The following is a 22,078-nucleotide window of genomic DNA, read 5'->3' on the forward strand; positions in this document are numbered from 1 at the left end:
AAATTTGGCTCCTCTGACTGGACTCGAACCAGTGACATACGGATTAACAGTCCGCCGTTCTACCGACTGAACTACAGAGGAATCGTGTGAACGGGGCGCATATTATCGACCTGCGTTCGCCTTGTCAAAGGGTGGATCAACGCCTTTTGATCGTTTGCTGACAAAATCGGCAAAGTGATGTTTTTGACAGCGGAATGCACCGTCATGGTGCGGGTATACCCCTAATGGGGCAGATCATAAACTGCTGTTTCGGTAATAAAACCCCCCTCTGTAATTAGGTTTCCTTATTTTCAGGCGCTTAGCGAACAATTTAGACCGCCTGGTAAAAGTGGCATTCATATTGCAAAACCTGTTCAACAACGACAGCCGGTTCCGGCACAGCATTTCGAACAGGGGGCAAAATGAACTTAAGACGACTGAAATACTTCGTAAAAATCGTCGATATCGGCAGCCTGACTCAAGCGGCAGAAGTGCTGCATATCGCGCAGCCTGCGCTGAGCCAGCAGGTGGCTACTCTGGAAGGCGAGATGGATCAGCAGCTGTTGATCCGCACCAAACGCGGCGTCACGCCAACGGAAGCAGGCAAGATCCTGTATACCCATGCGCGCACCATCCTTCGCCAGTGTGAACAGGCGCAGCTGGCGGTGAATAACGTGGGCCAGACCCTGAGCGGACACGTTTCTATCGGCCTGGCGCCGGGAACTGCCGCGTCCTCTATTACCATGCCGCTGCTGCAGGCCGTTCGCGCCGAGCTGCCTGAGGTGCTGGTCTACCTGCACGAAAACAGCGGCTCCGTGCTGAATGACAAACTGCTCAACGGCCAGCTGGATATGGCGGTCCTTTACGATCGCTCCCCGGTCGCCGGCATCACCAGCCAGCCGCTGCTGAAAGAAGATCTCTACCTCGTGGGGACACGAGACTGTCCGGGCCAGAGCGTAGACCTTACCGCCGTGGCAGAGATGAACCTTTATCTGCCGCGAGACTACAGCGCCGTGCGCGTGCGCGTGGACGAAGCGTTCTCACTGCGCCGCCTGACGGCCAAAATCATCGGTGAAATTGACTCAATCTCCACGCTCACCGCGGCCATTGCCAGCGGAATGGGCGTGACGGTTCTGCCGGAATCCGCAGCCCGCTCGCTGTGCAGCGCGGCGAACGGCTGGATGGCGCGTATCACCACGCCTTCGATGAGCCTGCCGCTGTCGCTGAACATGTCTGCACGCGGTTCGCTGTCGCCGCAGGCGCAGGCGGTAAAAGAGATTTTGATGTCGCTGGTCAGCAAGCCGTCGCTTGAGAACCGTGAACTCCAGCTCGTGAGCTGATATTCCATAAAAGCATAAGATGCTGGTTTTTATTATTTGTTCTGCAGCGCGGCTGACTCTAACAATAGAGCTATGTCAGATGCGCCGGAGTGAATCGTGAATTTCCAGCAACTTAAAATTATCCGTGAGGCGGCCAGGCGGGACTACAACCTGACCGAGGTCGCCAATATGCTTTATACCTCTCAGTCCGGCGTCAGCCGCCATATCCGCGAGCTGGAAGAGGAGCTGGGCATAGAGATTTTTATCCGTCGCGGCAAGCGGCTGCTCGGCATGACGGAGCCGGGTAAGGCTCTGCTCACCATCGCAGAGCGGATCCTCAACGAGGCCAGCAACGTGCGTCGTCTGGCGGATCTCTTTACCAATGACGCCTCGGGCGTACTCACCATCGCTACCACCCACACCCAGGCGCGCTACAGCCTGCCGCCGGTGATTAAAGCGTTCCGCGAACTTTTCCCCGACGTCCGTCTGGAGCTTATCCAGGGCACGCCGCAGGAAATTGAAGTGCTGCTGCAAAACGGTGGGGCGGATATCGGCATAGCCAGCGAACGCCTGAGCAACGACCCGCTGCTGGTGGCGTTCCCCTGGTTCCGCTGGTACCACAGCTTATTACTCCCGGTCGATCATCCGCTCAATCAGGTCTCTCCCCTGACGCTGGAAGACATTGCGAAATGGCCGCTCATTACCTACCGCCAGGGGATCACCGGACGCTCGCGTATTGATGAAGCCTTCAACCGCAAAGGGTTAACGCCGGACGTGGTGCTGAGCGCGCAGGATTCTGACGTGATCAAAACCTACGTCGAGCTGGGTCTGGGCATTGGTCTGGTGGCGGAACAGTCCAGCGGAGAACGCGAGGACGGGAACCTGGTGCGTCTTGATACGCGTCACCTGTTTGACGCTAACACCGTATGGCTTGGCCTGAAGCGCGGGCAGCTGCAGCGCAACTACGTGTGGCGCTTTATCGAGCTCTGCAACGCCGGGCTGTCGGTGGATGAGATTAAACGCCAGGTGATGGAACCGGAAGAAGTGGCGATTGATTATCAGATTTAGGCGCTGGTTTGCCCGGTAGCGCTGCGCTGACCGGGCTCATCGCTTAGTTGAACGGATATTTTTTAAAGACCGCCTGTGATTCAAATGATTCGGCAGCCGCCTGAATCTCTCTAAAATCCGCTGCGTTAACGACGTGCGGAATCATCGACTGAATAAACGTCCAGACAACCGTGCTCGTGACGGCAACCTGATCGGGATCGGCGGAGGCCGGACGCGTCTTCAGCAAGGCATTCCATTCCCTGCAGGCCGCCAGCAGTTGGGTTGTAATGCGTTCGACCCATAAAGCGTGCTGCTTTTCCAACGGGCGCTGGTGGTGTTCATACACATTTTGCACGGCTTTCTCAGCGGCAGCGAGGATAAAGCCCAGCGTCTGAAGATCGTTTGCCAGCGCATCCGGCGCGACGGGCAGGAGCCTCCGCTCGGGTGCGGCCTGAGCCTCGAAATAATTCAGTATCAGCGACGAATCCATCAAACGTACTCCGTTATCCAGAATCAGCGTCGGCGCTTTTACCGCGGGGTTAATTCGGGAGAACGCTTCGAAAGTGCTAAAGACCGACAGCGGCTGGCTTTCAAACTCAACGCCATAAAGCTCAAGGGAGATCGCCACGCGCCGTACATAAGGTGAATCCATCATGCCAACAAGCTTAATCATCGTTCCCGTTTTCCTGTCTCTGTGAAATAACGCGTCATTGAAGAGGATGAACAGACAGTACAATACAAACTTCCTGGCGAATATCTTCCGTATCTTACCGTAAAGGTTAGTATTACTGACATGTGGGCAAGTTGCCGTTATACATCCAGCGCGGATAAAGGAGTGCTTTCATGTCGGATTTTCCACCCATTGCCAGTTTGCGAAGCTTTGAAGCCGTCGCCCGTCTTGGCAGCGTGACGCTGGCGGCGAAAGAACTCCACGTTACCCATTCCGCAATCAGCCAGCAGATCAAACTGCTGGAGGAGATGGTGGGCGTTAAGCTCTTTATCCGTCAGGGACGCGGGGTGCAGATCAACGAAGAAGGGCGGCTATATGCCTTACAGGTACGCGAGGCGTTGAACCATATTGCGGATGCCACCCGGCTTGTACAGGTGAAGCCGAGAAAGCAGGAGCTGACGCTGGCGATGGTGCCGTCTTTTGGATGCCACTGGCTGTTGCCGCGTCTGGAACGCTTTCGGGCGAAATATCCGCTTATCACCCTTCGGATCCAGGCCAGCCTGACGGTCACCAGCCTGCAGCTGGAGGGGATAGACATCTCGATACGGATGGGGAAAGGAAACTGGGAAGGGAGTGAAAGCCAGTACCTTTTTTCCGATGAACTCATTGTGGTGGCCGCGCCTGGCTATAACGACGGTGTGTTGCCCGCTACGCCGGCTGAGATTGCAAAAAGTCATATTATTTTTTCCATGGAGTCGTGGAAAACGTGGTGCGTGAATGCGGGGCTGGAGAAAGAGATCGTGCCTGGCGGTTTATGCATTAACGACTCAAATATCATTATCGAAGCTGTTCGGCTCGGGAAAGGGATCGCGCTGGAGCGCCGCTCTCTGGTTCAGGATGCCATCACCCGGGGTGAACTGGTCCAGCTAACCTCCATTACCGCGCCGTATCCCTGGCCTTACTGGCTTGTGACAGCGCGGTCAACGGAGACGAAGCCGGAGGTGGCTCTATTTGTCGCATGGCTGGATGAGGAGGTGGCGGCCTGGCGGCAGTTGACGGGCTGCTGAACTTTTTTCGATGCTGCTCGTAACAAGATGAATATCCAACAAGGGATACACAGAATTACTCCGGCACGCGTTCAGTATTTCCGTAACCCCACAAGATTCTGCTTTTCCATCTCTGCATAATCATCGCTATAGCTTTGCATATATATAGATTTTGATCTATATTGGATGGGAGGCCTTGTGTGGGCAATTAACACGACGGACAGGTTTGATCGCTGGTTCACTTCGCTTGACGATACCGAACGCGCCAGCGTACTTGCAGCACTGCTTGTTTTGCGAGAGAAGGGGCCGGGTTTATCGAGACCCTACGCTGATACGCTTAAAGGCTTTCGTCACAGCAACATGAAAGAGCTACGTATTCAGAGTAATGGCGATCCCTTGCGGGCGTTTTTCGCCTTTGATCCAAACCGCACGGGTATCGTGCTTTGTGCGGGTAATAAGGTCGGCAATGAAAGGCGATTCTACGATGAGATGCTTCTCGTTGCTGACCGGGAATTCACTCACTGGCTGAATACATTAAAAGAGAGGGAATAGCGCGATGGGAAGAACCCTTGAGCAGCTTATAGCGGATGAAAAGCCGGAGGTTGTCGCCAGCGCTCAGGCGATAGCAACGGATATTTTGCTCAACATTCATCTTGCTGAGTTACGCGAGAAAGTACAAAAAACGCAGGTAGAAATGGCGCAGGCGTTGGGTATCAGGCAACCTACCGTTGCGGTAATGGAAAAGCCCGGGCGCGATTTGAAACTCTCTTCTCTCAAGCGCTACGTTGAGGCGGCGGGCGGAAAGCTGCGGCTTGATGTGGAGCTGCCGGATGGCTCGCACTATGAGTTTGTGCTGTAGGGCAGAAAAGCAAAAAAACCTGCTTCAAAACCGCCAGCATGACCGTCACTCGCGGTGATGAACGAATAGATGCAGTTACTTATGGGTAGAAGTGGGGACATGCTGCTGCATCAATTCAACGATCCAATCGATAAAAACGCGCAGTTTGGCGTTAACGTGGCGGTTCGGCGGAAATGCCAGATACAGGGGCATTGGATCAATACGCCAGTCTTCAAATAGCGGAATCAAGGAACCACATGCCTGATGCGCTGCCGCCATATAGACGGGTAGCGCAATCACGCCTAATCCCGCGAGCCCGGCTTCGAGGTAGGCGTTGCCATCATCCACTGCAAGCACATAGCTTCCCGTGATTTCAATACGTACACTCTCACCGTTCAGTACCAGAGGATCAATCTTACCGGTGCGTGAGGACAAGAATCCCACTATGCGATGGTCCGTGTTTTCCAGCTCTCGCGGGTGCGCAGGGGCGCCGAGGCGTTCCACGTAACTCGGTGCGACGTAAACACCGATTTGCAAATCGCCAACATGGCGTGCGATCAGGGACTGGTCATTGATTCCCCCGCCGCGCACGACGCAATCCACGTTGTCGCCGATCAGATCCACCACCCGGTCACTCACGCCCATGTCGAACTGGATATCAGGGTAGCGCACGTGAAAAGCCGGTAGCGCGGGCACCAGCACCAGGCGGGCGAGAGGAGTGGGCACATCTACCCGTAGCCGTCCTCTGGGCGTAATTGCCGCACTGGACAGGCTGTTTTCAGCATCTTCCATGTCCGCCAGCAGGCGGATGACGCGCTCGTAGTAGACCGCGCCATCAGGAGTCACACCGAGCCTGCGGGTGGTGCGATGGAGCAGCTTTACGCGCAGGCGAGCTTCGAGCTGCTGAATAAGCTGCGTCACCGTGGTTTTGCTCATATGAAGCGTTTGGGCAGCCTTGGTGAAACTGCCAGCCTCCACCACGCGAGCAAAGGCGCGCATCGCATCGAAACGATCCATCCCAGGTCCTCTCTTTTCGCAGATTGTTTGGATATTACAAACAATGATGAACAAAGTCGCTTGTTTATCCGCCCGATCTGGCACCTGTAAAGTGTCTTTATGTTCACCGGGCAGATTTCGCCCCATTACAGAGGCACAAACATGACAACACGCGAAGCAGTTTTTCCATTAGGACGGCAGGCGCTCTTCGAGCGTAATCGCTATTCACCCGCCATCAAATCTAACGGCTTCCTGTTTGTTTCGGGACAGGTAGGTAGCCGGGAGGATGGTTCGCCTGAAGAGGATCTCAACGCGCAGATCCGGCTGGCATTCGATAACCTTAATGCTGTTCTCGCAGCTGCGGGCTGCACGTTCGATGACGTGGTTGACGTTACCCTCTTTGTCGTCGATCCCGAGTCAAACCTCGACGCAATCTGGAGTATCCTGCCAGAATATTGGGGGGAAGCGCCTTACCCTACGTTGACTGGGATCGGCGTGACGTGGCTGTACGGATTCCAGTTTGAGATTAAGGTGATTGCCAGGCTGCCCTAAGCGACAGGAGCTTTTTGCCATACGGCAAATTATCCGAACGCAGAAAAGCAAAAAGCCTGCTTTAAAAGCAGGCTTTTCAAATTTGGCTCCTCTGACTGGACTCGAACCAGTGACATACGGATTAACAGTCCGCCGTTCTACCGACTGAACTACAGAGGAATCGTGTGAACGAGGCGCATAGTAGCGACCTCGGTACGCCTTGTCAAAGGGTGAAAACGCACTTTTGTTTCGTTTGCCGACAATTTCAGCAAATCGCTGATTTTATAGCAAATTCGCGTTGAAATTACACAGCAAAATGCGCCGCCCGCAGGCGGCGCTCAGGATCAGAACAGTACGGAGTAGTTCAGACCAAAGGTACGTCCGCGGCCTTTATAGGTATACAGCCCCGGCGCACCGTAGGTTGGGCTATACAGCCCCGGTGCGCGCTGGCCCCAGGCGGTGGTGTAGTCTTTGTCCAGCAGGTTTTCCACGCTGAAGCTGACCTTACCCACCGGCAGGGCGTAGCTGCCCAGGAAGTCGACCGTGTTATAGCCATCGATCTTCTTGCCGTCGGAGTCTGACACGTCAAAGGTCTGCGTGCTCTGTACGCGCAGGGTCCAGTCGCCCGGCGCCCAGTTGACCCATGCGCTGGCTTTCGACGGGCTGGCGCTGTCGACCGTCAGCTTCTCCCATTTGCCGTTTTCGCGCGTTTCAGACTTGATAGCGTTAAAGTTCGCACCGGTGCTCCAGTCGCTGTCGGTGAAGAAATAGTCCACCTGACCTTCCACCCCGTAGATACGACGCTTGTCGTCTTCCAGGTTGATGGTCATATCCGTCTTGTTGATGGTGATGGTTTTATCCGAGAGCGAGTAATACGCCGCGACCTGCGTGCGCAGGTTATCGCCGGTGTAGCGCCAGCCCAGCTCATAAGCGTTGACCTTGATACCGTCCAGCGTCGAGTCGTTCACGTTGACGCTGTTCAGCAGGCGATAGTGACCGTTGCTGAGCTGATAGGTGCCGGAGCCGTAGTACTTCGCCAGGTCCGGAATTTCGAAGCCCTGGGAGAAGTTAAACCACAGCTGCTGCTGTTCGGTCAGGCGACCGAGGATCCCGGCGTTAAACAGGAAGTTATTGTAATCGGTTTTCCCGCCCGGCACCGCGTCGGCGGAGGTGGCTTTCCCGGTGGCGATGGCCTGCTGCTGGGTATAACCGACAAAGTCGTCCACCTTGTTCTCGGTGTACTGATAACGCACGCCGCCGCTCAGGGTGATGGCGTCAATGTCGTAGCTGGCCTGCAGGAACGGGGCGAGGTTGGTGATGCTGTAGCCCGGGTAACGGCCCACGTTGTAGGCGTTATCCAGCTCCATGCCGCCGCTCGCCGCAGCCTTGCTCAGGTTAAAGAACTGCTGGTTGGCATCGAAGGTTTCGTGGTCGGCATCCACACCCCAGGTCAGCGTCAAATCGTCCACCGGCTTGCTGTTCAGCGTCAGCTTGCCGCCGTAAAAATCGGTTTTCTGCTGGGACGCGCCGATGCTGCTCACCACGCCTTTGGTCAGGGTCGGGAACGGATAATAGGTCAGGCTCTCGTCGCGATAGTAAATCTGCGCGACCAGATCCTGGCCCCAGAAGTCGGTATTGGAATACTGCAGGTTAATCAGATGGCGCTCGGTACCCGGTACGCGGTCAGAATCGAGATTATCTTTGTTGTACGCGGTCGCATCGCCCGTTACCGCCGAGAAGTTCTTCCCGAGATACAGCCCATGCTTGCCGTCGGACTCGCTCTTGTAGTACTGCGTCGTCAGCTGCAGCTGCTGACGATCGTCAATGTTGATGGTGCCTGTGCCCATTACATCAATACGGTCGGAATACTGGAGGCCGGTCTGGGTGTTATCGATAATCACCTCGTTGCCTTTGCCGTCATACCAGCCGCCGTAGCGCTGATAGGACACCGACAGACGACCGGAGGCGTTGTCGTTGCCGCCGCTTACGGCTGCCGACACGTTCTCATCGTGATCGTTGTGGCTGTTAAACCCGCTTTTTGCCCCGGTCTGGAACTCAACCTCGGTATCCGGCTGGCCCTTTTTGGTGACGATGTTCACCAGGCCGCCGGTGCTGCCGCCGCCGTAGAGCGAGGTGGCGCCGGAGATCACTTCGATACGGTCAATGTTGAACGGATCGATAGAGTCCAGCTGGCGGCTGTCGCTGCGGGACGAGTTCAGGCGAACGCCGTCCACCATCACCATCATGGAGCGGCCGCGCAGGTTCATGCCGTAGTTGGTACGGCCCTGGCTGCTGACGTCCATGCCCGGGATCAGCTGCGCCAGCACCTCTTTAATCTCTTTCCCGCCCTGAACCTGCTGCTCAATTTCAGCTCGCTCGATGACCCAGGTGGTCTGCGCCATCTCGGCCACGCTGCGGTGCGCGCGGCTGGCGGAGACAACGATATTTTCTTCCTTTTGTTCTTCCGCCCACGCAGAGGTAGAAAGCATTGCAAGCAAGCAAGGATTTAAAACCCAAAGATGAGAACGTTTCATTGTTATGTTGATCCTGATTGTGTGTGTCAGTACTCGGTGGTTTTTGCTAATGATTTAAAAACCGGGCTGCTGTCCGGGCTGGTGGTGGTGCGCCAGTGGATAACGCCGGGTGTGGTGGCCAGCTCAAACGGCTCGTCGGCATGCGCGCGATTAAGAATTCGCGCCGCGCGCCAGGCCATAAGGCTGAGCTGGGGTTCGGCAATGCCGAGACGGTGCATCCCGGCGTTCACGGCGAACAGGCGGTTGCTCTGCGGACCGTCCCATTCGAGAGTGAAATCATTGTTAATGCAGAAGGCTTCGTCCGTGTCCAGATGCAGGCGGTGAGACAGCGGCGCGAGGAACGCGGGCTGCACGGCGCGGTAGCCAGTGGCGAAAATCACCACGTCGCTATCCAGCTGCTCGCGGCCGCCGTCGAGGTGATGCTGAATGCTCAGGCGATGTCCGTTTTCCTGGCGCGTCAGGGCCGTCACCGAGCGGGACGGCATCAGGTGCGCCCAGGGTTTTTCACGCAGCACTTCGAAGCGGTGGTACATGGCGCGGTAAATCGCCAGCAGGGACTCGGTGGTGATGCCGTCGGAGGTCATCTTCTGCTCGTGCAGCATCTGACGTCGGGCCTCTTCGCCCAGCGTGGAGAAGCTGTCCACGTACTCCGGCGTGAAATACTCGTTGGCAAAGGCGGCTTCATCCAGCGCGTTATAGTTATTGCGGCGCGATACCCAGTTCAGGCTCAGCGGCTGGCCCCATTCGCCGCGGAAGATATTCAGGAAAAGGTCGGCCCCGCTCTGGCCGCCGCCGACGACGGTGACGCGCTTGCCGGTGAGATCCGGCGTGCGCAGCATCATCTCGCTGGCGTGGAAACAGGTATCGTCCTGCGTCGTAACGCAGTCAGGCAGGTTGATCTGTTTGCCAATACCCACGCAGACGTGGCGCGCCAGGAAGCGGTCGCGCTGGGTCACCACCTCAAAGAGGCCGCTTTTCTCATCAAAGCTCACCTGCTGGACCTGCTGGCTGAAGGACAGATTGGTGAGGTTTTCCGCCGCCCAGCACAGGTAGTCCGCAAACTCTTCGCGGGAGACGGTGCGCTGCTCGGTAGTCAGGAAGCGATAGAACTTTTTGCGCTGCACCAGGTAGTTCAGGAAGCTGTGGCGGTTGGTCGGCTCCACGGCGCTGACCAGATCCTTCAGGAAGCTGGTTTGCATGTGGCAGTCCGGCACCATCATTCCCGGGTGCCAGGAGAAGTGCGGTTTACGCTCAAGGAACAGCGAGCTAAAGCCGTCCAGCCCTTCGGCCAGAGCGGCGATGCTGAGGTTAAACGGGCCAATACCAATGCCGATGAAATCATAGGTTTTCATTGCGCTGACTCCCGGGAGGCGAGAAAAAGAGGGTTATCAAGGTCGGTGACGTAGTTCGGCAGCATGCGGCTGCCGCCGTCGTGTTCGGAGAAGGTCAGTTTGACCGGGTTGAGGATCACGCGAATAATCTGCGGCTTGAAGAGATCGAATTTGGCGAAGCGCTCTGCCAGATCCGGGTGCGCCGCCATATAACCCCGTAATACCCCGGCCAGAATCTGGTAGAAGCGCGTTTCGCTCACGCCGCATTGCAGGGTGAGGCGCGAGATAAAGCGCAGCACCGTCACAAAGTTGCCGGTTTGCAGGTCGTGAATGATGTAATCCGCGCTCAGGCGCGCCGTGACGGCCTTCACCTGCTCCGGCAGGCTCTGGGCCTGCGGGAAATCCTCATCAACCAGGCGCATATCGCCCTGGAAATCCTTCAGCAGGATGCGCTGCGGGACGTAATCCTTCATCACCAGCGTCACGTTCTGGCCGTGGGCGATCAGCGCCACGCCGTAGCGGCAGAGCAGGTGATAGAACGGGATCACCGTTGCCTCAAACAGCTTTTCCAGCCATGCGTCGGCGCTTAGCCCCGAGCGTTTAATCCACGCGTCGATCAGCGGGCGCCCGGCATTGTCGGTTTCCATCAGCGCGGCCATCAGCACCGCCTGTTCACCGTCTTCTAAATAACAGGACGGATTCTCGCGCCAGATCACCCCCAGCATCTCCTGATAGCGGTAGGGCGCTTTCGGCAATGCGGCATAGCCCGGATGCGACAGATATCCGGCAGCGGGTTCGCCAAGCACCTGCGCGCCGGAGCGGGCAAGCGTGGCGTCGGTGGCAAACTGCTGCTGAAGCCAGCGCGAGGCCAGCGGCCCGGCGGCAATGTATTTGCCCGGAATGCCGCGATAGCAGGAGGTGTTGTAGATGGTCAGCGGAAGCTTGATGTCATACGGCGCGCGACGGCTGGCGTTGGTGAGCGTGCGCAGGGACTGCTGCGCCAGATACTCGTCGCCAAATTCGCCCAGCTCAACCATCTCTTCGCGCGCCAGCTGCGCCAGGAAATGAATGGCAATCTTCTGCTGCCACTGCCACGGGTGCAGCGGCACCGGCAGCCAGCCGTCGTTGAGACCCAGCGCCTGCCAGCGGGCGTCAAAGCGGGCGCGCTCGGCGTTGTCCATGGCGCTCGCCAGCAGAGCGTTGATCTCGCAATCGGCGTCGCTGCTCCAGACCAGATGCTCCCGCTGAACGGCAACCCAGTGCAGACGAAAACGTCCGCGATACTCGGGCGCGTACTGACGCAGCGCGTCCAGGCCCCAGCCGCGGCGACCTTTGTTGAAAATAAACTTCGGGTGACCGCTCATCAGACACTGTAATTCGTCCGGGTCGAGGTGGATCAGCGCGTCCGCGTCCAGCGCTTCACGCGCCTGCAGCAGCTGCATGTCGCCGCGCAGCGTGGCGTAGAGATCTTCCATATGCTCTGCCGTTTGCGCGTCGCTCATCTCCAGCACCGTCGCCAGCTGCAGCAGCGCGCTTTCCGCTTCGACGGCATCGCCGCTGGCGGCGATCAGGCTGTCCGGGTCGATATGCAGCCAGCCCCAGATCCCGCGCGCGGCGCGAAACTGCCAGGACTCGTTGCCTATGGCGATGCGCCAGACGTCCGACGAAACCGGCTCAGCGCGCAGGGTGCGTTCGTACTCCAGCTCGGCGAGGATCTTCGCCACCATCTCGCGGTTCACTTTCTGCCAGAGCGCGTTCACAGTTCCACCTCGCTGAAGAAGCGGTGGCGCTGGCTCATGATCAGGCGCGAGCGCTTGTGCGGGAAGTCGAACTCTTTCACCGTCTCGAAACCGGCGGAGGCCAGATGGCGGAACAGGCGCTGGTTGTCGAAGCGCGGCTCGGCCACGATGCGCGCGGTGCGCGGTTCATCGAGATACAGATAGTGGCTCAGGCCGCGCAGCCAGCTGCGGATGTACTGCGCGCCGCGCCAGTTCTCTTCGCCCACCAGCATGTGCAGGCCGCGGTCAAACGGCTGCCAGCGGTAGTGGCGGCCAATGCGGTCTTCCGCCGCCCAGTAGAGCTCAAAATAGCCGAACGGCTGGTCGTCGAAGCAGCCGATAACCGGGTAGCAGTAGGTCGAGTCAAGCTGACGACGCAGGTAGCTTTCCTGCTCGGCCTGCGGGCCTGCCATCTCCCAGAAGGCGTTCACGCGCGGGTTGTTCATCCATTGGGTAAAGCGCTCGCCGTCCAGCGCCACGTCGACCACGCGGAAGCTGAGGGTGCGCTTAATTTGCGGATCGTAGCGACGGTACACTTCGCCCTGCGGGCGGTGAGGACGCAGCGGGAAATACAGCTGACGGCTCTCATCAAACTGCATCCCGCCGCTGGCCTGCGGCCGTTCGCCTTTCAGCCACAGCGGCAGCTGCCAGAAGGTTTCGCGTGCCAGATAGTCCCCGTGGGCCAGGCTAAACAGCGCCTGCGCCTGGGGGGCATCCTGCCAGGTCGCCCAGGGCAGGGTAATGCCGGTCAGCGCGGGTGCGGCAACAAACAGCTGATCCAGGGCTTCGACCAGCCAGCCGTCCGGGAGCCCATTCAGACGCTCCAGCACCGCGCTGCCGTCGAGACCCAACGTCAGCGGCAGCGCGCGATCCGTTGCGGTGCAGCGAAAGCCGTAGCCGGAATGGACGATATTCGCGATTGCCATTACGCCTTCTCCTTGTAAAACGGGTTGCTAAAGTCGAAATAGATCACCGCCGGATCGGCGATGGTGTTTTCATTGCGATCGTGCAGGTAGCAGAAGAAGTTGCCTTTGCAGTTCCAGGTCGGGCTGTCGAGCACGTAGTCGAGGCAGCGGGTCTGCTTTGCCGTGCGGCGCAGTTCGGCCAGCGCGTCGTGCACGCGGGACATCAGGTTCTCCTCGCTGTCAAAACCGGCAGCGGCGAGGGCGGCGGTGACGGCAAGGGTAGAGTTCAGCAGCAGGTAATAAGGGAAGTAGCGCAGCAGCTGGCTCTCACCGAAGCGGTTTTCCACCTCCGTTTCGCCCGCCTCTTTCAGCCACGCGTCGGCCCCTTCGGTCCACGCGCTGCCCTGGCAGTCGCGGTAGATCAGCCCGACGGGGAAATCCTGCTGCATCTCAACGAGGATATTTTGCTGGTGCGCCAGCAGGACCAGACCGTAGTCCGCCTCGGCGCTGAACAGCGGGAGCAACACGCGGTCGCAATAGGCGTCCAGCCAGCAGCGGGCGGCCCGGGCGAGCGGTAAATCCAGACGCTGGCTCAGACGGCGCACCGCGGAAGCCAGCAGGCTGTCGCCGCCGTCCGGCGCGGCCTGGGTCAGGCTCACCAGCACGTTGGTCTGGGTGTCTGGCGTATCGAACAGCAGATTGACGCGCAGGGCCATCAGGCTCTCTTCCTGAATAACGCCGCTTTCGTCACGCAGCCCCGCCCAGCCGTCCTCCTGCATCACGCGCATGGTTGGGTAGCGAGCCTGTAAATCTTGCCAGCGTTCCGTTTTCGCCAGGCGCGCCAGGCGCATTCCGCGCTTAACCTCTTTGACCGACAGAGTGCGCACGGAGTTGGTCAGGCGCACGCTGAGGGAGAACTTAATCATGTCGCTGTTGGTTTCGCTGTACAGCGAGCGGGAGGAGCTGGTAGGCAGCCACTGCGCGCCCGCTTCGCCCAGATCCTGCAATGAACCGTTTTCCGCCAGACGCTGGCACCAGTCCTGCTCCAGCAGATAGTCGGCCTGCCATGGATGCATCGGCAGCAGCCAGCGGGTGTCGGTGAAGTGGCCGAGCAGCTCAGGCGCGCTCTGGGCCGCGAAGCGCAGCAGACGCTCGCGCAGGGAGACGTTCAGGCTGTCGCCGGCAACGAGCGTGCTCTCAACGGCAAACCAGCGCAGCGGGAAGCGGGAGGCGAAATCGGGCAGATAGCGACGCGCCTCGGTTTCGTTGAACGGCTCGTGCGACTTCGGTGCAGGGTGAAACGCGTGGCCGACCAGCAGCGCCTGTTCCGCGTCGGCAAACGTCAGCGGCTTATCGCGCAGGTTTGCCCAGCTGTGGCGCAGATCGATCGCCTGCCAGGTGTGCGCATGGCTTTCGAGAACGCGCTGCTTAAAACGCGCCAGCGTATCGGCATCCAGCGATCCTTTAACTGATGGTTTTTCAAGAATTAAATCAACCAGTTGGTCAAATGTGACGGCGTCACCGTCATCACTGTTGCTCTGAATAAGCGTTGCCGGGAAACGGTACTGATGATGCTGGGTGGGAGAGAAATAGCGTACCGGAACCCGAAGCGCCTGGGTTTGGGACAGCGGGATATGAATGTTCGGTAACGCATCCGCAGCGGTAGCGGGGAGATAGCGCCAGTCCTTCGTTTCGCGCAACAGGGCGTTTAAAAAACACTGGGCTGCAACGTCTGTACCGGCAGAGCGGGGCAGAGCACGCATAGATGTACCTCATTCCATGATTGATAATAATTCTCGTTATGATATTCATTCTGTTTACAGTCGCAACCATTTTTGCAATATTTGTTTTCATAAACTTCATAATTTCCACACATTTATTGACACTATGTTCACATTCTCATGCGCGCTGACTCAGAAACATTGACCGAAAACGCCGCCTCAAAAGCCAACTGGCCCCTGGCGTTATGTGCGGGTTTATTAGGTATCGGGCAAAACGGCCTGCTGGTGATGCTCCCGCAGCTGGTGACCCTGACCGGGCTGTCGCTCTCGGTCTGGGCCGGTCTGCTGATGTTCGGATCCATGCTCTTTTTACCGGCCTCGCCCTGGTGGGGACGCCAGAGCGAGCGGCGGGGATGTAAGGCCGTGATGCTGGCCTCGCTGAGCGGCTATCTGGCCAGTTTCGCCGTTATGGCGCTGGTGGTCTGGGCGATGGCGGCCGGAAGGCTGGATACCGTCTGGGGACTGGCGGGACTGATTCTTTCGCGTCTGCTTTACGGACTGACTGTGTCGGGGCTGGTGCCTGCGGCCCAGACGTGGGCTATTCAGCGTGCGGGGCTGGAGAAAAGAATGGCGGCGCTGGCGACGATAAGCTCCGGCCTCAGCTGCGGACGTCTGCTCGGCCCGCCGCTGGCAGCGCTAATGCTCAGCGTCAGCCCGGTGGCGCCGCTCTGGCTAATGGCGATCGCGCCGTTAATCGCGCTGCTGCTGGTGCTTCGCGAAGCCGCAGACCCGCCGCTGCCGCCAGTGGCGCACCAGGCGACCCGCCTGCAGGCCTCGATGCTGCCGTTCCTGCTGCTGGCGCTGCTGCTGGCGGCGCTGGTGAGCCTGATGCAGCTTGGCCTGTCACCGCATCTTAGCCCCCTGCTGGAGGGCAACGCCCGGGAGATCAGCCATCATGTTGCGCTTCTGCTTAGCCTGGCCGCGCTGGCCACGCTCGCGGCGCAGTTTCTGGTGGTCCGCCCGCAGCATTTCACCCCGGTGACGTTGCTCTGCATCGCGGCGGTGCTGATGGTGGCCGGGCTTGGGCTGATGACCGTCGCGGGTTTAACGCTGTTCTACGTGGGGATTGTTATCACTTCACTCGGGGCGGCGATGGCCACGCCGGGCTACCAGCTTCTGCTGAACGACAGGCTGACCACCGGGAAAGGGGCGGGCGTCATCGCCACCAGCCACACGTTAGGCTACGGCGTCAGCGCGCTGCTGGTGCCCGTGGTGACGCGCTTTTACGGCGAGCAGTCTTTGACGGTGGCCGCGTGGGGAATGGCAGTGCTGTTTTTAGCGTTGAGCATAGGGGTACGGTCAACCGAGCGGACCCCTTCTGAAAAGCCTTAATGGATCTGGCGGGAGGAATGGCCGCCAGACTCCTCATTTTGCCGCAGACGCTGGAGCGGATCCTGCTGATAAAACTGGCAGAAACGCTGCCACAGCGCCGGGAAACGGGGCGCGAAGAGCTCGGGCGCGCTAAAGAAATATTCCGACAGCACCGCAAAGCACTCGGCCGGGTCGGTTGCCGCATAGGCGTCAATGCTGGCCGCGCTTTCGCCCACCAGGTCTATTTCATCCTGAATGTTATCCATCGCCGCGTGCAGATCGTGCTCCCAGCCCGCCACCTCGCGAAGCGGGATCAGCGGAACTCCGCTGGCGCGATCGCCGTTGCGGGTATCGAGCTTATGCGCCACTTCATGGATAACCAGATTAAAACCGGACGCATCGAACGAGTCCTGAATGTCGAGCCAGTTCAGGATAATCGGCCCCTGCTGCCAGCTTTGTCCGGACTGCACCACGCGCTGGTTGTGCACCAGCCCGATATCGTCCTGCCATTCGTCATCCACCACGAACGGCGCAGGATAGATAAGCACCTCGTGGAAACCGTCCAGCCACTCAATGCCGAGCTCAAGCACCGGCAGACAGAAAAGCAGGGCGATACGCGCGTTTTTCAGGGGATCGAGTTCGAAACCCTGCAGTGGAACCAGACGTTTTTGCTGTAAAAAACGATCCGCCAGCTGAACCAGTTTCGCTTGTTCATCCGGCTTAAGATTAGCCAGAACAGGGATCGTCAGCGCGTCATCCCATGGCAGCGCCATATCCCGGCCAGCTTCATTCGTTTTCCAGGGCCACTTTATCATCGCTTTGCTCGCAAACTCGTCACTTGAACAAAAATGGGAAAGTCAGGTTTGGTTAAGATGCCAGAAAATCGCTCACTGCGACAATTCCAGCCTGAATAAACTATCATTCGTACGTAGCGGTGGGTAGCGGTTTACGGGCATCACCTTCATTTTGTGAAGTCTGTCGTAGCCTTAACCCACAGGTTCAGTGAAGAAATCAGTACGGTATTGAAAAGATGAGCGATTTCAAAGGTAACAAGCAGAGCCTGCCCAGCCGTGCGTGCGCGCACTGCCAGCGGCCTATGACGTGGCGCAAGAAATGGGCGAAATGCTGGGATGAGGTCAAATACTGTTCCGAGCGCTGTCGCAGGAGCCACCGTTGACCGAACTGCGCCTGATCCTCGGCGATCAGCTTAATCCGCACCACAGCTGGTTTGATGCCTGCAATCCAAATGTCATTTACGTGATGCTGGAGCTGCGGGCAGAAACCGCGTACGTGCTTCATCACGCTCAGAAAGTGATCGCCATTTTTGCGGCCATGCGCGCGTTTGCCACTGCGTTAAAGGAGAAGGGGCATCGGGTGAGGTATGTCCGGCTCTCTGACGACTCAAACCGCGGCGCGCTGGAAGACAATCTCAACGCGCTTGTCGCGCATTACGGCGCCGACAGGGTGATATGGCAGGAGCCCGACGAATGGCGCCTGGATACGCAGCTGCAGGCGTGGGCGAAAGCGGCGTCCGTCGAAACGGCCTGCGTCAGCAGCGAGCATTTCTTCACTACCCGTGAACAGGTGAGCGCGTTCTTTGCGACGCGCAAAAGCTGGCGAATGGAGTACTTTTACCGGGAAATGCGTCGTCAGCACGGTGTACTGTTAACCTCAGAAGGCGAGCCGGAAGGGGGAAAATGGAATTTTGATGCCGAAAACCGCAAACGCTGGTCCGGCGAGCCGCCCGCGCCGGAGGATTCGCGTCCGCGCCACGATTATTCAGCCTTATGGGCGGAGATCCAGCGCTGCGGCGTAAAGACCTTCGGCGAACCGCAGGCCGGGAATTTTCGCTGGCCGCTCAACCGTTCGGAAGCCAAAGCCAGGCTGGATGAATTTATCGCTCACGTGCTCCCCCAGTTCGGCGCCTGGCAGGACGCGATGCACGCTGAGGAACCTTTTCTTTTCCACTCGTTAATTTCATTCGCGCTGAATACCAAAATGCTTAATCCGCGGGAAGTGGTAGCTGCCGCCCAGCAGGCATGGCGTTCGGGCCATGCGCCGCTGCCTGCCGTTGAAGGGTTTATCCGACAAATTCTCGGCTGGCGGGAATACGTGCGTGGGATCTACTGGTCGCAGATGCCGGGCTATCGGGAGCTGAATGCCTTAGACCAGCACGCCCCGCTGCCGGACTGGTTCTGGACCGGCAAGACGCAGATGCGCTGCCTGGCGCATGCCGTTGGACAGTCGCTCACCGAGGCTTACGCCCACCATATCCAGCGCCTGATGGTCATCGGGAACTTTAGCCTGCTCAGCGGCCTGTCGCCGCAGGCTGTTCATGAATGGTATCTGGGTGTCTACATTGATGCCTTTGAATGGGTAGAGCTGCCCAATACCCTCGGGATGAGCCAGTTTGGCGATGGCGGATTGCTGGCCAGTAAGCCCTACGTTTCGAGCGCGTCGTACATTCACAAGATGAGTAATTACTGTCAGGGGTGCCGGTATCAGCACACCCAGCGTACCGGAGAGCTGGCGTGCCCCTTCAATGCCCTTTACTGGGATTTCTTTGCGCGCAACCAGGCGCGTCTGGGTAACAATCCCCGCCTGGGCATCGTCTTTAAACAGCTTGCGGACATGAAGGAAGAGGAGCGGCAGGCCATTGCCGATCGCGCCGGGTATGTTCGCCTGCATCTCAACGAGCTCTGACGTATTTCAACACCGCGCCGGTTGCGGTGGGTCAATAAGACGCTATTATTTTTGACTTTGCTGCGTATTCCCCGACAGGACATCCAGACGCTATGCCCGTGAATTTTGACCTTAACGATCTTTATGCTTTCAGAGCGTTAGTGGAATACGGTAACTTCCGTGTCGCTGCTGAATCTATCTGCTTATCCCAGTCGGCGCTGAGCCGCAGGATTGAAAAGCTGGAAGCCGCGCTGGGAAACCGGCTGTTTGACCGTACCACCCGCCGCGTGGCCCTGACGCTATACGGGCAAAACTTTGCTGAACGCTCCGCGCAGCTGCTCGACAACGTTGAGTCAATGCTGGCGGATGTCGATAAGGTCAGCGAAGAGCGGACGGGGCTGATCACGGTTGCCACGGTACCGTCCGCGGCCTGTTACTTTATGCCCGATGTGATCCGTCGTTTTCAGTCTCGCTATCCGCGCGTTCGCATTAAGCTCATCGACAGCAGCGCGGGGAATGTGATTGACGCCGTGGCCCGAAGCCAGGCGGATTTTGGTATCAGCTTCGCAGGAAACCTGCCGTCTGACATCGAATTTTTCCCGCTGGTGGAGGATGTTTATGTTGCGGCGTGCCGAAAGGATCACCCGCTGGCGCAGAAGAGTCATCTGACGTGGCAGGCCTTTTACCAGCAGGATTATATCTCCCTCGATAAAACGTCAGGTAACCGTAACCTGCTCGATCGGATGCTGGGGGATATCGTTCCCGAACGCCCCAGCGTCTGCGAAACGCGCCACGTTACCACGATGCTCGGTATGGTAGAGGCGGGGATCGGCATTGCTGCCGTTCCCGCCATGTCGATGCCGACGTCAGAGCACACGCTGCTGACGCATCTGCCGCTGGTGGCGCCGGAAGTGAAACGCACCGTGGGGCTTATCCGGCGCCGGGGGCGCATCCAGTCCTACATTGCGGCTGAACTGGAAAAACAGATCACCGAGCAGTATCGCCGGACGTAACGGGGATCATTCCCGTCTTCTGGATGACGTCCCTGGAGGGCGGTGAGGCGAGATAGGTTAGCAGCGCTTTCCCCTCCGCGGGATATTCTGCGTGACGGGTGACCGCACCCGCGAAGCGCGTGATGTACTGCAGATTATCCGGGATTTTCCCGATAAAGGTGACGCCCTGAACCGGCAGCAGCTCGCTCACCTGCTGGAAACCGACGGCGTATTTTCCTTTCGCCACTTCTGAGGCGACCGGGATACGCTCGACCATTGTCGCTTTATCCGCCACTTCCTTTTCAATCCCCAGCTTTTTGAACAACGTCTGGCTGACGTACCTGCCGCTGGCGCTGTCAGAGTAGGCGATGGAGCTGGCCTGCAGCAGCGTTTTACGCAGAGCCGCCTCGCTGCTGATATCAGGGACATCCGCCCCTTTTTTTACCACCATGCCAACGGGGGAGTCCGCGAGTTCCGTTCGCGAACCCGGCTGGGTCTGGCCGGCTTTTTCGAGCTTCTCCAGCGCATCGCCCACCATAATCACCACGTCGGCTTTCTCGCCGCGCGCCAGTCGGTTTGGGATCGCCTGCGGCGTAGCGCCCATTGAGGGTCCGGGAATAATCACGATTTTATCCCCGGTCCGGCGTTCATAGTCCGGGGCCAGCTTTTCCAGGGCGGCCTTGAAGCCGCCTGAAATCATGACCTTCACGTCCTGGGCACAGGCATTAACGCTCAGGAGCGCCAGCACCAGCGCGCTGGCGGTAAAACGATAGGTGCGTTTCATACTGCCCCCTGTGACTTGACGGTGTTTTGCAGCGATACCGCGCGGCGGCGGTAGAGGTAGAGCGTGGCCAGCAGGGCACACACGGCAGCGAAACTCATCCAGTAGCCAGGCGAGGCTTTGTCACCGGTGTATTCAATCAGCGCGGTGGACATGACCGGGGTAAAGCCGCCAAAGACCGCCGTTGCCAGGCTGTAAGCCAGAGAGAACCCCGCCACGCGCACTTCAGCAGGCATAATCTCCGTCAGGGCCGGGATCATCGCGCCGTTGTACAGGCCGTAGAGGAAGGAGAGCCACAGCAGCACGATCAGCATCATGGAGAAGCTGGGCGCGCTCGCCAGCAGCGTCAGGGCAGGGTAGCTGGTCGCCAGCGCAAGCAGGGCCATGGCAATCAGCACCGGCTTGCGCCCGAAGCGATCCGACAGCGCGCCGCCCACCGGCAGCCAGATGAAGTTAGAAATCGCCACCAGGAGCGTGACCAGCAGGCTGTCCGAGGCGCTGAGCATCAGCACCTTTTTGCCAAAAGTGGGGGCGTAGACGGTGATCAGGTAGAACGCGGTGGTGGTCATCGCCACCATCAGCATGCCTGCGACCACCACCTGCCAGTTGCCGAGCAGCGTTTTAAAGACCTGACGCATCTCCAGATGCTGGCGGCGCGCGCTGAACTCTTCCGTCTCCTCCAGCTTGCGGCGCAGGAAAAAGATAAACGGCACGATTAAGCAGCCGAACAGGAACGGGATGCGCCAGCCCCATTCGCGAATGGCGCTCTCCTCCATCAGGGCATTCAGGGCAAAGCCCATCGCCGCGGCGACCATAATGGCGACCTGCTGGCTGCCGGACTGCCAGCTGGTGTAAAACCCTTTGCGCCCCGGCGTGGCGATTTCAGCCAGATAAACCGAGACGCCTCCAAGCTCCGCACCGGTGGAAAAGCCCTGCAGCAGACGGCCCGTCAGCACCAGCAGCGACGCCCACAGACCGATGCTTTGATAAGAGGGGATAAGCACGATCAGGAACGTCCCCGCCGCCATGATGGAAAGCGTGACGATTAGCCCCTTTCTGCGCCCCACCTTGTCGATATATGCGCCAAGCACGATGGCGCCTATTGGACGCATCAAAAAGCCCGCGCCGAAGACGGCGAAGGTCATCATCAGCGACGCAAATTCACTGCTTGCCGGGAAGAACGTGTGGGCGATGTAGGTGGCATAGAAGCCGAAAAGAAAGAAATCGAACTGCTCAAGAAAGTTGCCGGACGTCACGCGAAGTATGGCGCCCGCTTTCGAGCGTACGGTTGCAGGTGAGGTTGAGGAAAACATGGTTATCTCCAGTTTATTGTTGACGTTTTACGCGTCTGTTTTTGAAAACTGGATCAGGATGAGGAAATAGATAAGCGCAAATGCCGCATCGGCTGATGCACTTTTTGCATGAATAGCCTTCGCGGGATAAATACAATTAATGACAACAATAACTTAACAATTAATTGATTTTTTATTCACCACGTTTTGCTAAGTGGCTGATATCACGGTTTTGTGACATGACGCAGGCGCATGTCTTTCTGCG

The 22,078-nt window shown here is 58.3% G+C and carries 20 protein-coding genes and 2 tRNA genes; 10 read left to right on the top strand and 12 right to left on the bottom strand.

Translation table 11 applies throughout. The features are described 5' to 3' along the window. Positions 1 to 5 precede the first annotated feature (5 nt). Positions 6 to 81 (bottom strand) — tRNA-Asn (locus AC1VYI_RS09725). 320 nt (positions 82 to 401) lie between these two features. On the opposite strand from AC1VYI_RS09725, the gene nac reads away from it, so the two are divergent. After that, positions 402 to 1,319, top strand: coding sequence for a nitrogen assimilation transcriptional regulator NAC (gene nac / locus AC1VYI_RS09730; protein WP_008499475.1), 918 nt, complete (start codon positions 402 to 404; stop codon positions 1,317 to 1,319). A 96-nt stretch (positions 1,320 to 1,415) separates the two neighbouring features. Beyond that, positions 1,416 to 2,366, top strand: coding sequence for an HTH-type transcriptional regulator Cbl (gene cbl / locus AC1VYI_RS09735; protein ID WP_010432106.1), 951 nt, complete (start codon positions 1,416 to 1,418; stop codon positions 2,364 to 2,366). 43 nt (positions 2,367 to 2,409) lie between these two features. On the opposite strand, the gene AC1VYI_RS09740 is transcribed toward cbl, so the two are convergent. Continuing rightward, complete coding sequence (locus AC1VYI_RS09740; RefSeq protein WP_057060296.1) at positions 2,410 to 3,018, bottom strand: glutathione S-transferase family protein; 609 nt, start codon at positions 3,016 to 3,018, stop codon at positions 2,410 to 2,412. A 170-nt stretch (positions 3,019 to 3,188) separates the two neighbouring features. Here AC1VYI_RS09740 and AC1VYI_RS09745 point away from each other — a divergent pair, with 170 nt between their 5' ends. The 3 genes from AC1VYI_RS09745 to AC1VYI_RS09755 all read left to right on the top strand — a co-directional run bounded on the left by AC1VYI_RS09745 (position 3,189) and on the right by AC1VYI_RS09755 (position 4,920). Next, the gene (locus AC1VYI_RS09745; protein WP_134865971.1) at positions 3,189 to 4,082 is read left to right on the top strand and encodes a LysR substrate-binding domain-containing protein; all 894 of its coding nucleotides are present in this window, start codon (positions 3,189 to 3,191) and stop codon (positions 4,080 to 4,082) included. Between the two features lie 177 nt (positions 4,083 to 4,259). Continuing rightward, positions 4,260 to 4,613: a type II toxin-antitoxin system RelE/ParE family toxin gene (locus AC1VYI_RS09750; RefSeq protein WP_047744331.1), complete on the top strand. Its 354-nt coding sequence runs from the start codon at positions 4,260 to 4,262 to the stop codon at positions 4,611 to 4,613. Positions 4,614 to 4,617: 4 nt separating this feature from the next. After that, positions 4,618 to 4,920, top strand: coding sequence for a helix-turn-helix domain-containing protein (locus AC1VYI_RS09755; RefSeq protein ID WP_029741460.1), 303 nt, complete (start codon positions 4,618 to 4,620; stop codon positions 4,918 to 4,920). Positions 4,921 to 4,995: 75 nt separating this feature from the next. Here AC1VYI_RS09755 and AC1VYI_RS09760 read toward each other — a convergent pair whose 3' ends face one another. Next, positions 4,996 to 5,916: a LysR family transcriptional regulator gene (locus tag AC1VYI_RS09760; protein ID WP_045403136.1), complete on the bottom strand. Its 921-nt coding sequence runs from the start codon at positions 5,914 to 5,916 to the stop codon at positions 4,996 to 4,998. A 141-nt stretch (positions 5,917 to 6,057) separates the two neighbouring features. Between AC1VYI_RS09760 and AC1VYI_RS09765 the strand changes: the two genes are divergently transcribed. Continuing rightward, positions 6,058 to 6,447: a RidA family protein gene (locus tag AC1VYI_RS09765; RefSeq protein WP_134865972.1), complete on the top strand. Its 390-nt coding sequence runs from the start codon at positions 6,058 to 6,060 to the stop codon at positions 6,445 to 6,447. Between the two features lie 83 nt (positions 6,448 to 6,530). Here the strand turns inward: AC1VYI_RS09765 and AC1VYI_RS09770 are convergent. From AC1VYI_RS09770 to AC1VYI_RS09795, 6 genes are all read right to left on the bottom strand, one after another. After that, positions 6,531 to 6,606: transfer RNA gene (locus AC1VYI_RS09770), tRNA-Asn, on the bottom strand. A 164-nt stretch (positions 6,607 to 6,770) separates the two neighbouring features. Beyond that, positions 6,771 to 8,960 carry a TonB-dependent siderophore receptor gene (locus AC1VYI_RS09775; RefSeq protein ID WP_045356712.1) on the bottom strand — a complete coding sequence of 730 codons (2,190 nt, stop codon included), beginning with the start codon at positions 8,958 to 8,960 and terminating at the stop codon, positions 6,771 to 6,773. Positions 8,961 to 8,986: 26 nt separating this feature from the next. Beyond that, the gene (locus AC1VYI_RS09780) at positions 8,987 to 10,312 is read right to left on the bottom strand and encodes a lysine N(6)-hydroxylase/L-ornithine N(5)-oxygenase family protein (RefSeq protein WP_023312338.1); all 1,326 of its coding nucleotides are present in this window, start codon (positions 10,310 to 10,312) and stop codon (positions 8,987 to 8,989) included. Further along, complete coding sequence (gene iucC, locus AC1VYI_RS09785; RefSeq protein ID WP_319003423.1) at positions 10,309 to 12,051, bottom strand: aerobactin synthase IucC; 1,743 nt, start codon at positions 12,049 to 12,051, stop codon at positions 10,309 to 10,311. The genes AC1VYI_RS09780 and iucC overlap by 4 nt, the downstream gene beginning before the upstream one ends. Next, positions 12,048 to 12,995: a GNAT family N-acetyltransferase gene (locus AC1VYI_RS09790; protein ID WP_134865974.1), complete on the bottom strand. Its 948-nt coding sequence runs from the start codon at positions 12,993 to 12,995 to the stop codon at positions 12,048 to 12,050. The genes iucC and AC1VYI_RS09790 overlap by 4 nt, the downstream gene beginning before the upstream one ends. Beyond that, the gene (locus tag AC1VYI_RS09795) at positions 12,995 to 14,737 is read right to left on the bottom strand and encodes an IucA/IucC family protein (protein ID WP_134865975.1); all 1,743 of its coding nucleotides are present in this window, start codon (positions 14,735 to 14,737) and stop codon (positions 12,995 to 12,997) included. Before AC1VYI_RS09795 ends, AC1VYI_RS09790 begins: the two co-directional genes overlap by 1 nt. Positions 14,738 to 14,875: 138 nt before the next feature. Between AC1VYI_RS09795 and AC1VYI_RS09800 the strand changes: the two genes are divergently transcribed. Further along, positions 14,876 to 16,087 carry an MFS transporter gene (locus AC1VYI_RS09800; protein WP_196350599.1) on the top strand — a complete coding sequence of 404 codons (1,212 nt, stop codon included), beginning with the start codon at positions 14,876 to 14,878 and terminating at the stop codon, positions 16,085 to 16,087. Here AC1VYI_RS09800 and mtfA read toward each other — a convergent pair. After that, entirely contained in the window at positions 16,084 to 16,881 is a 798-nt protein-coding gene (gene mtfA, locus AC1VYI_RS09805; RefSeq protein ID WP_023312333.1) for a DgsA anti-repressor MtfA, read from the bottom strand. The two genes, AC1VYI_RS09800 and mtfA, sit on opposite strands and share 4 nt — an antisense overlap. Positions 16,882 to 17,096: 215 nt before the next feature. On the opposite strand from mtfA, the gene AC1VYI_RS09810 reads away from it, so the two are divergent. The 3 genes from AC1VYI_RS09810 to psrA all read left to right on the top strand — a co-directional run bounded on the left by AC1VYI_RS09810 (position 17,097) and on the right by psrA (position 19,761). Further along, a complete protein-coding gene (locus tag AC1VYI_RS09810; protein WP_065454001.1) occupies positions 17,097 to 17,243 on the top strand; it encodes a DUF2256 domain-containing protein in 147 nt (48 codons plus the stop codon). Then, the gene (locus AC1VYI_RS09815) at positions 17,240 to 18,769 is read left to right on the top strand and encodes a cryptochrome/photolyase family protein (protein ID WP_134865976.1); all 1,530 of its coding nucleotides are present in this window, start codon (positions 17,240 to 17,242) and stop codon (positions 18,767 to 18,769) included. Before AC1VYI_RS09810 ends, AC1VYI_RS09815 begins: the two co-directional genes overlap by 4 nt. A gap of 92 nt (positions 18,770 to 18,861) precedes the next feature. Then, complete coding sequence (psrA, locus tag AC1VYI_RS09820) at positions 18,862 to 19,761, top strand: L-proline-binding transcription factor PsrA (RefSeq protein WP_023312331.1); 900 nt, start codon at positions 18,862 to 18,864, stop codon at positions 19,759 to 19,761. On the opposite strand, the gene AC1VYI_RS09825 is transcribed toward psrA, so the two are convergent. Both AC1VYI_RS09825 and tcuC read right to left on the bottom strand, forming a co-directional pair. Next, a complete protein-coding gene (locus AC1VYI_RS09825; protein WP_023312330.1) occupies positions 19,736 to 20,524 on the bottom strand; it encodes a substrate-binding domain-containing protein in 789 nt (262 codons plus the stop codon). The two genes, psrA and AC1VYI_RS09825, sit on opposite strands and share 26 nt — an antisense overlap. Then, on the bottom strand, positions 20,521 to 21,834 hold the full coding sequence (tcuC, locus tag AC1VYI_RS09830) for an MFS transporter (protein WP_134865977.1): 1,314 nt from the start codon (positions 21,832 to 21,834) through the stop codon (positions 20,521 to 20,523). Before tcuC ends, AC1VYI_RS09825 begins: the two co-directional genes overlap by 4 nt. Between the last annotated feature and the right edge of the window lie 244 nt (positions 21,835 to 22,078).

The organism is Enterobacter sp. QK-SA4 (assembly GCF_056856775.1).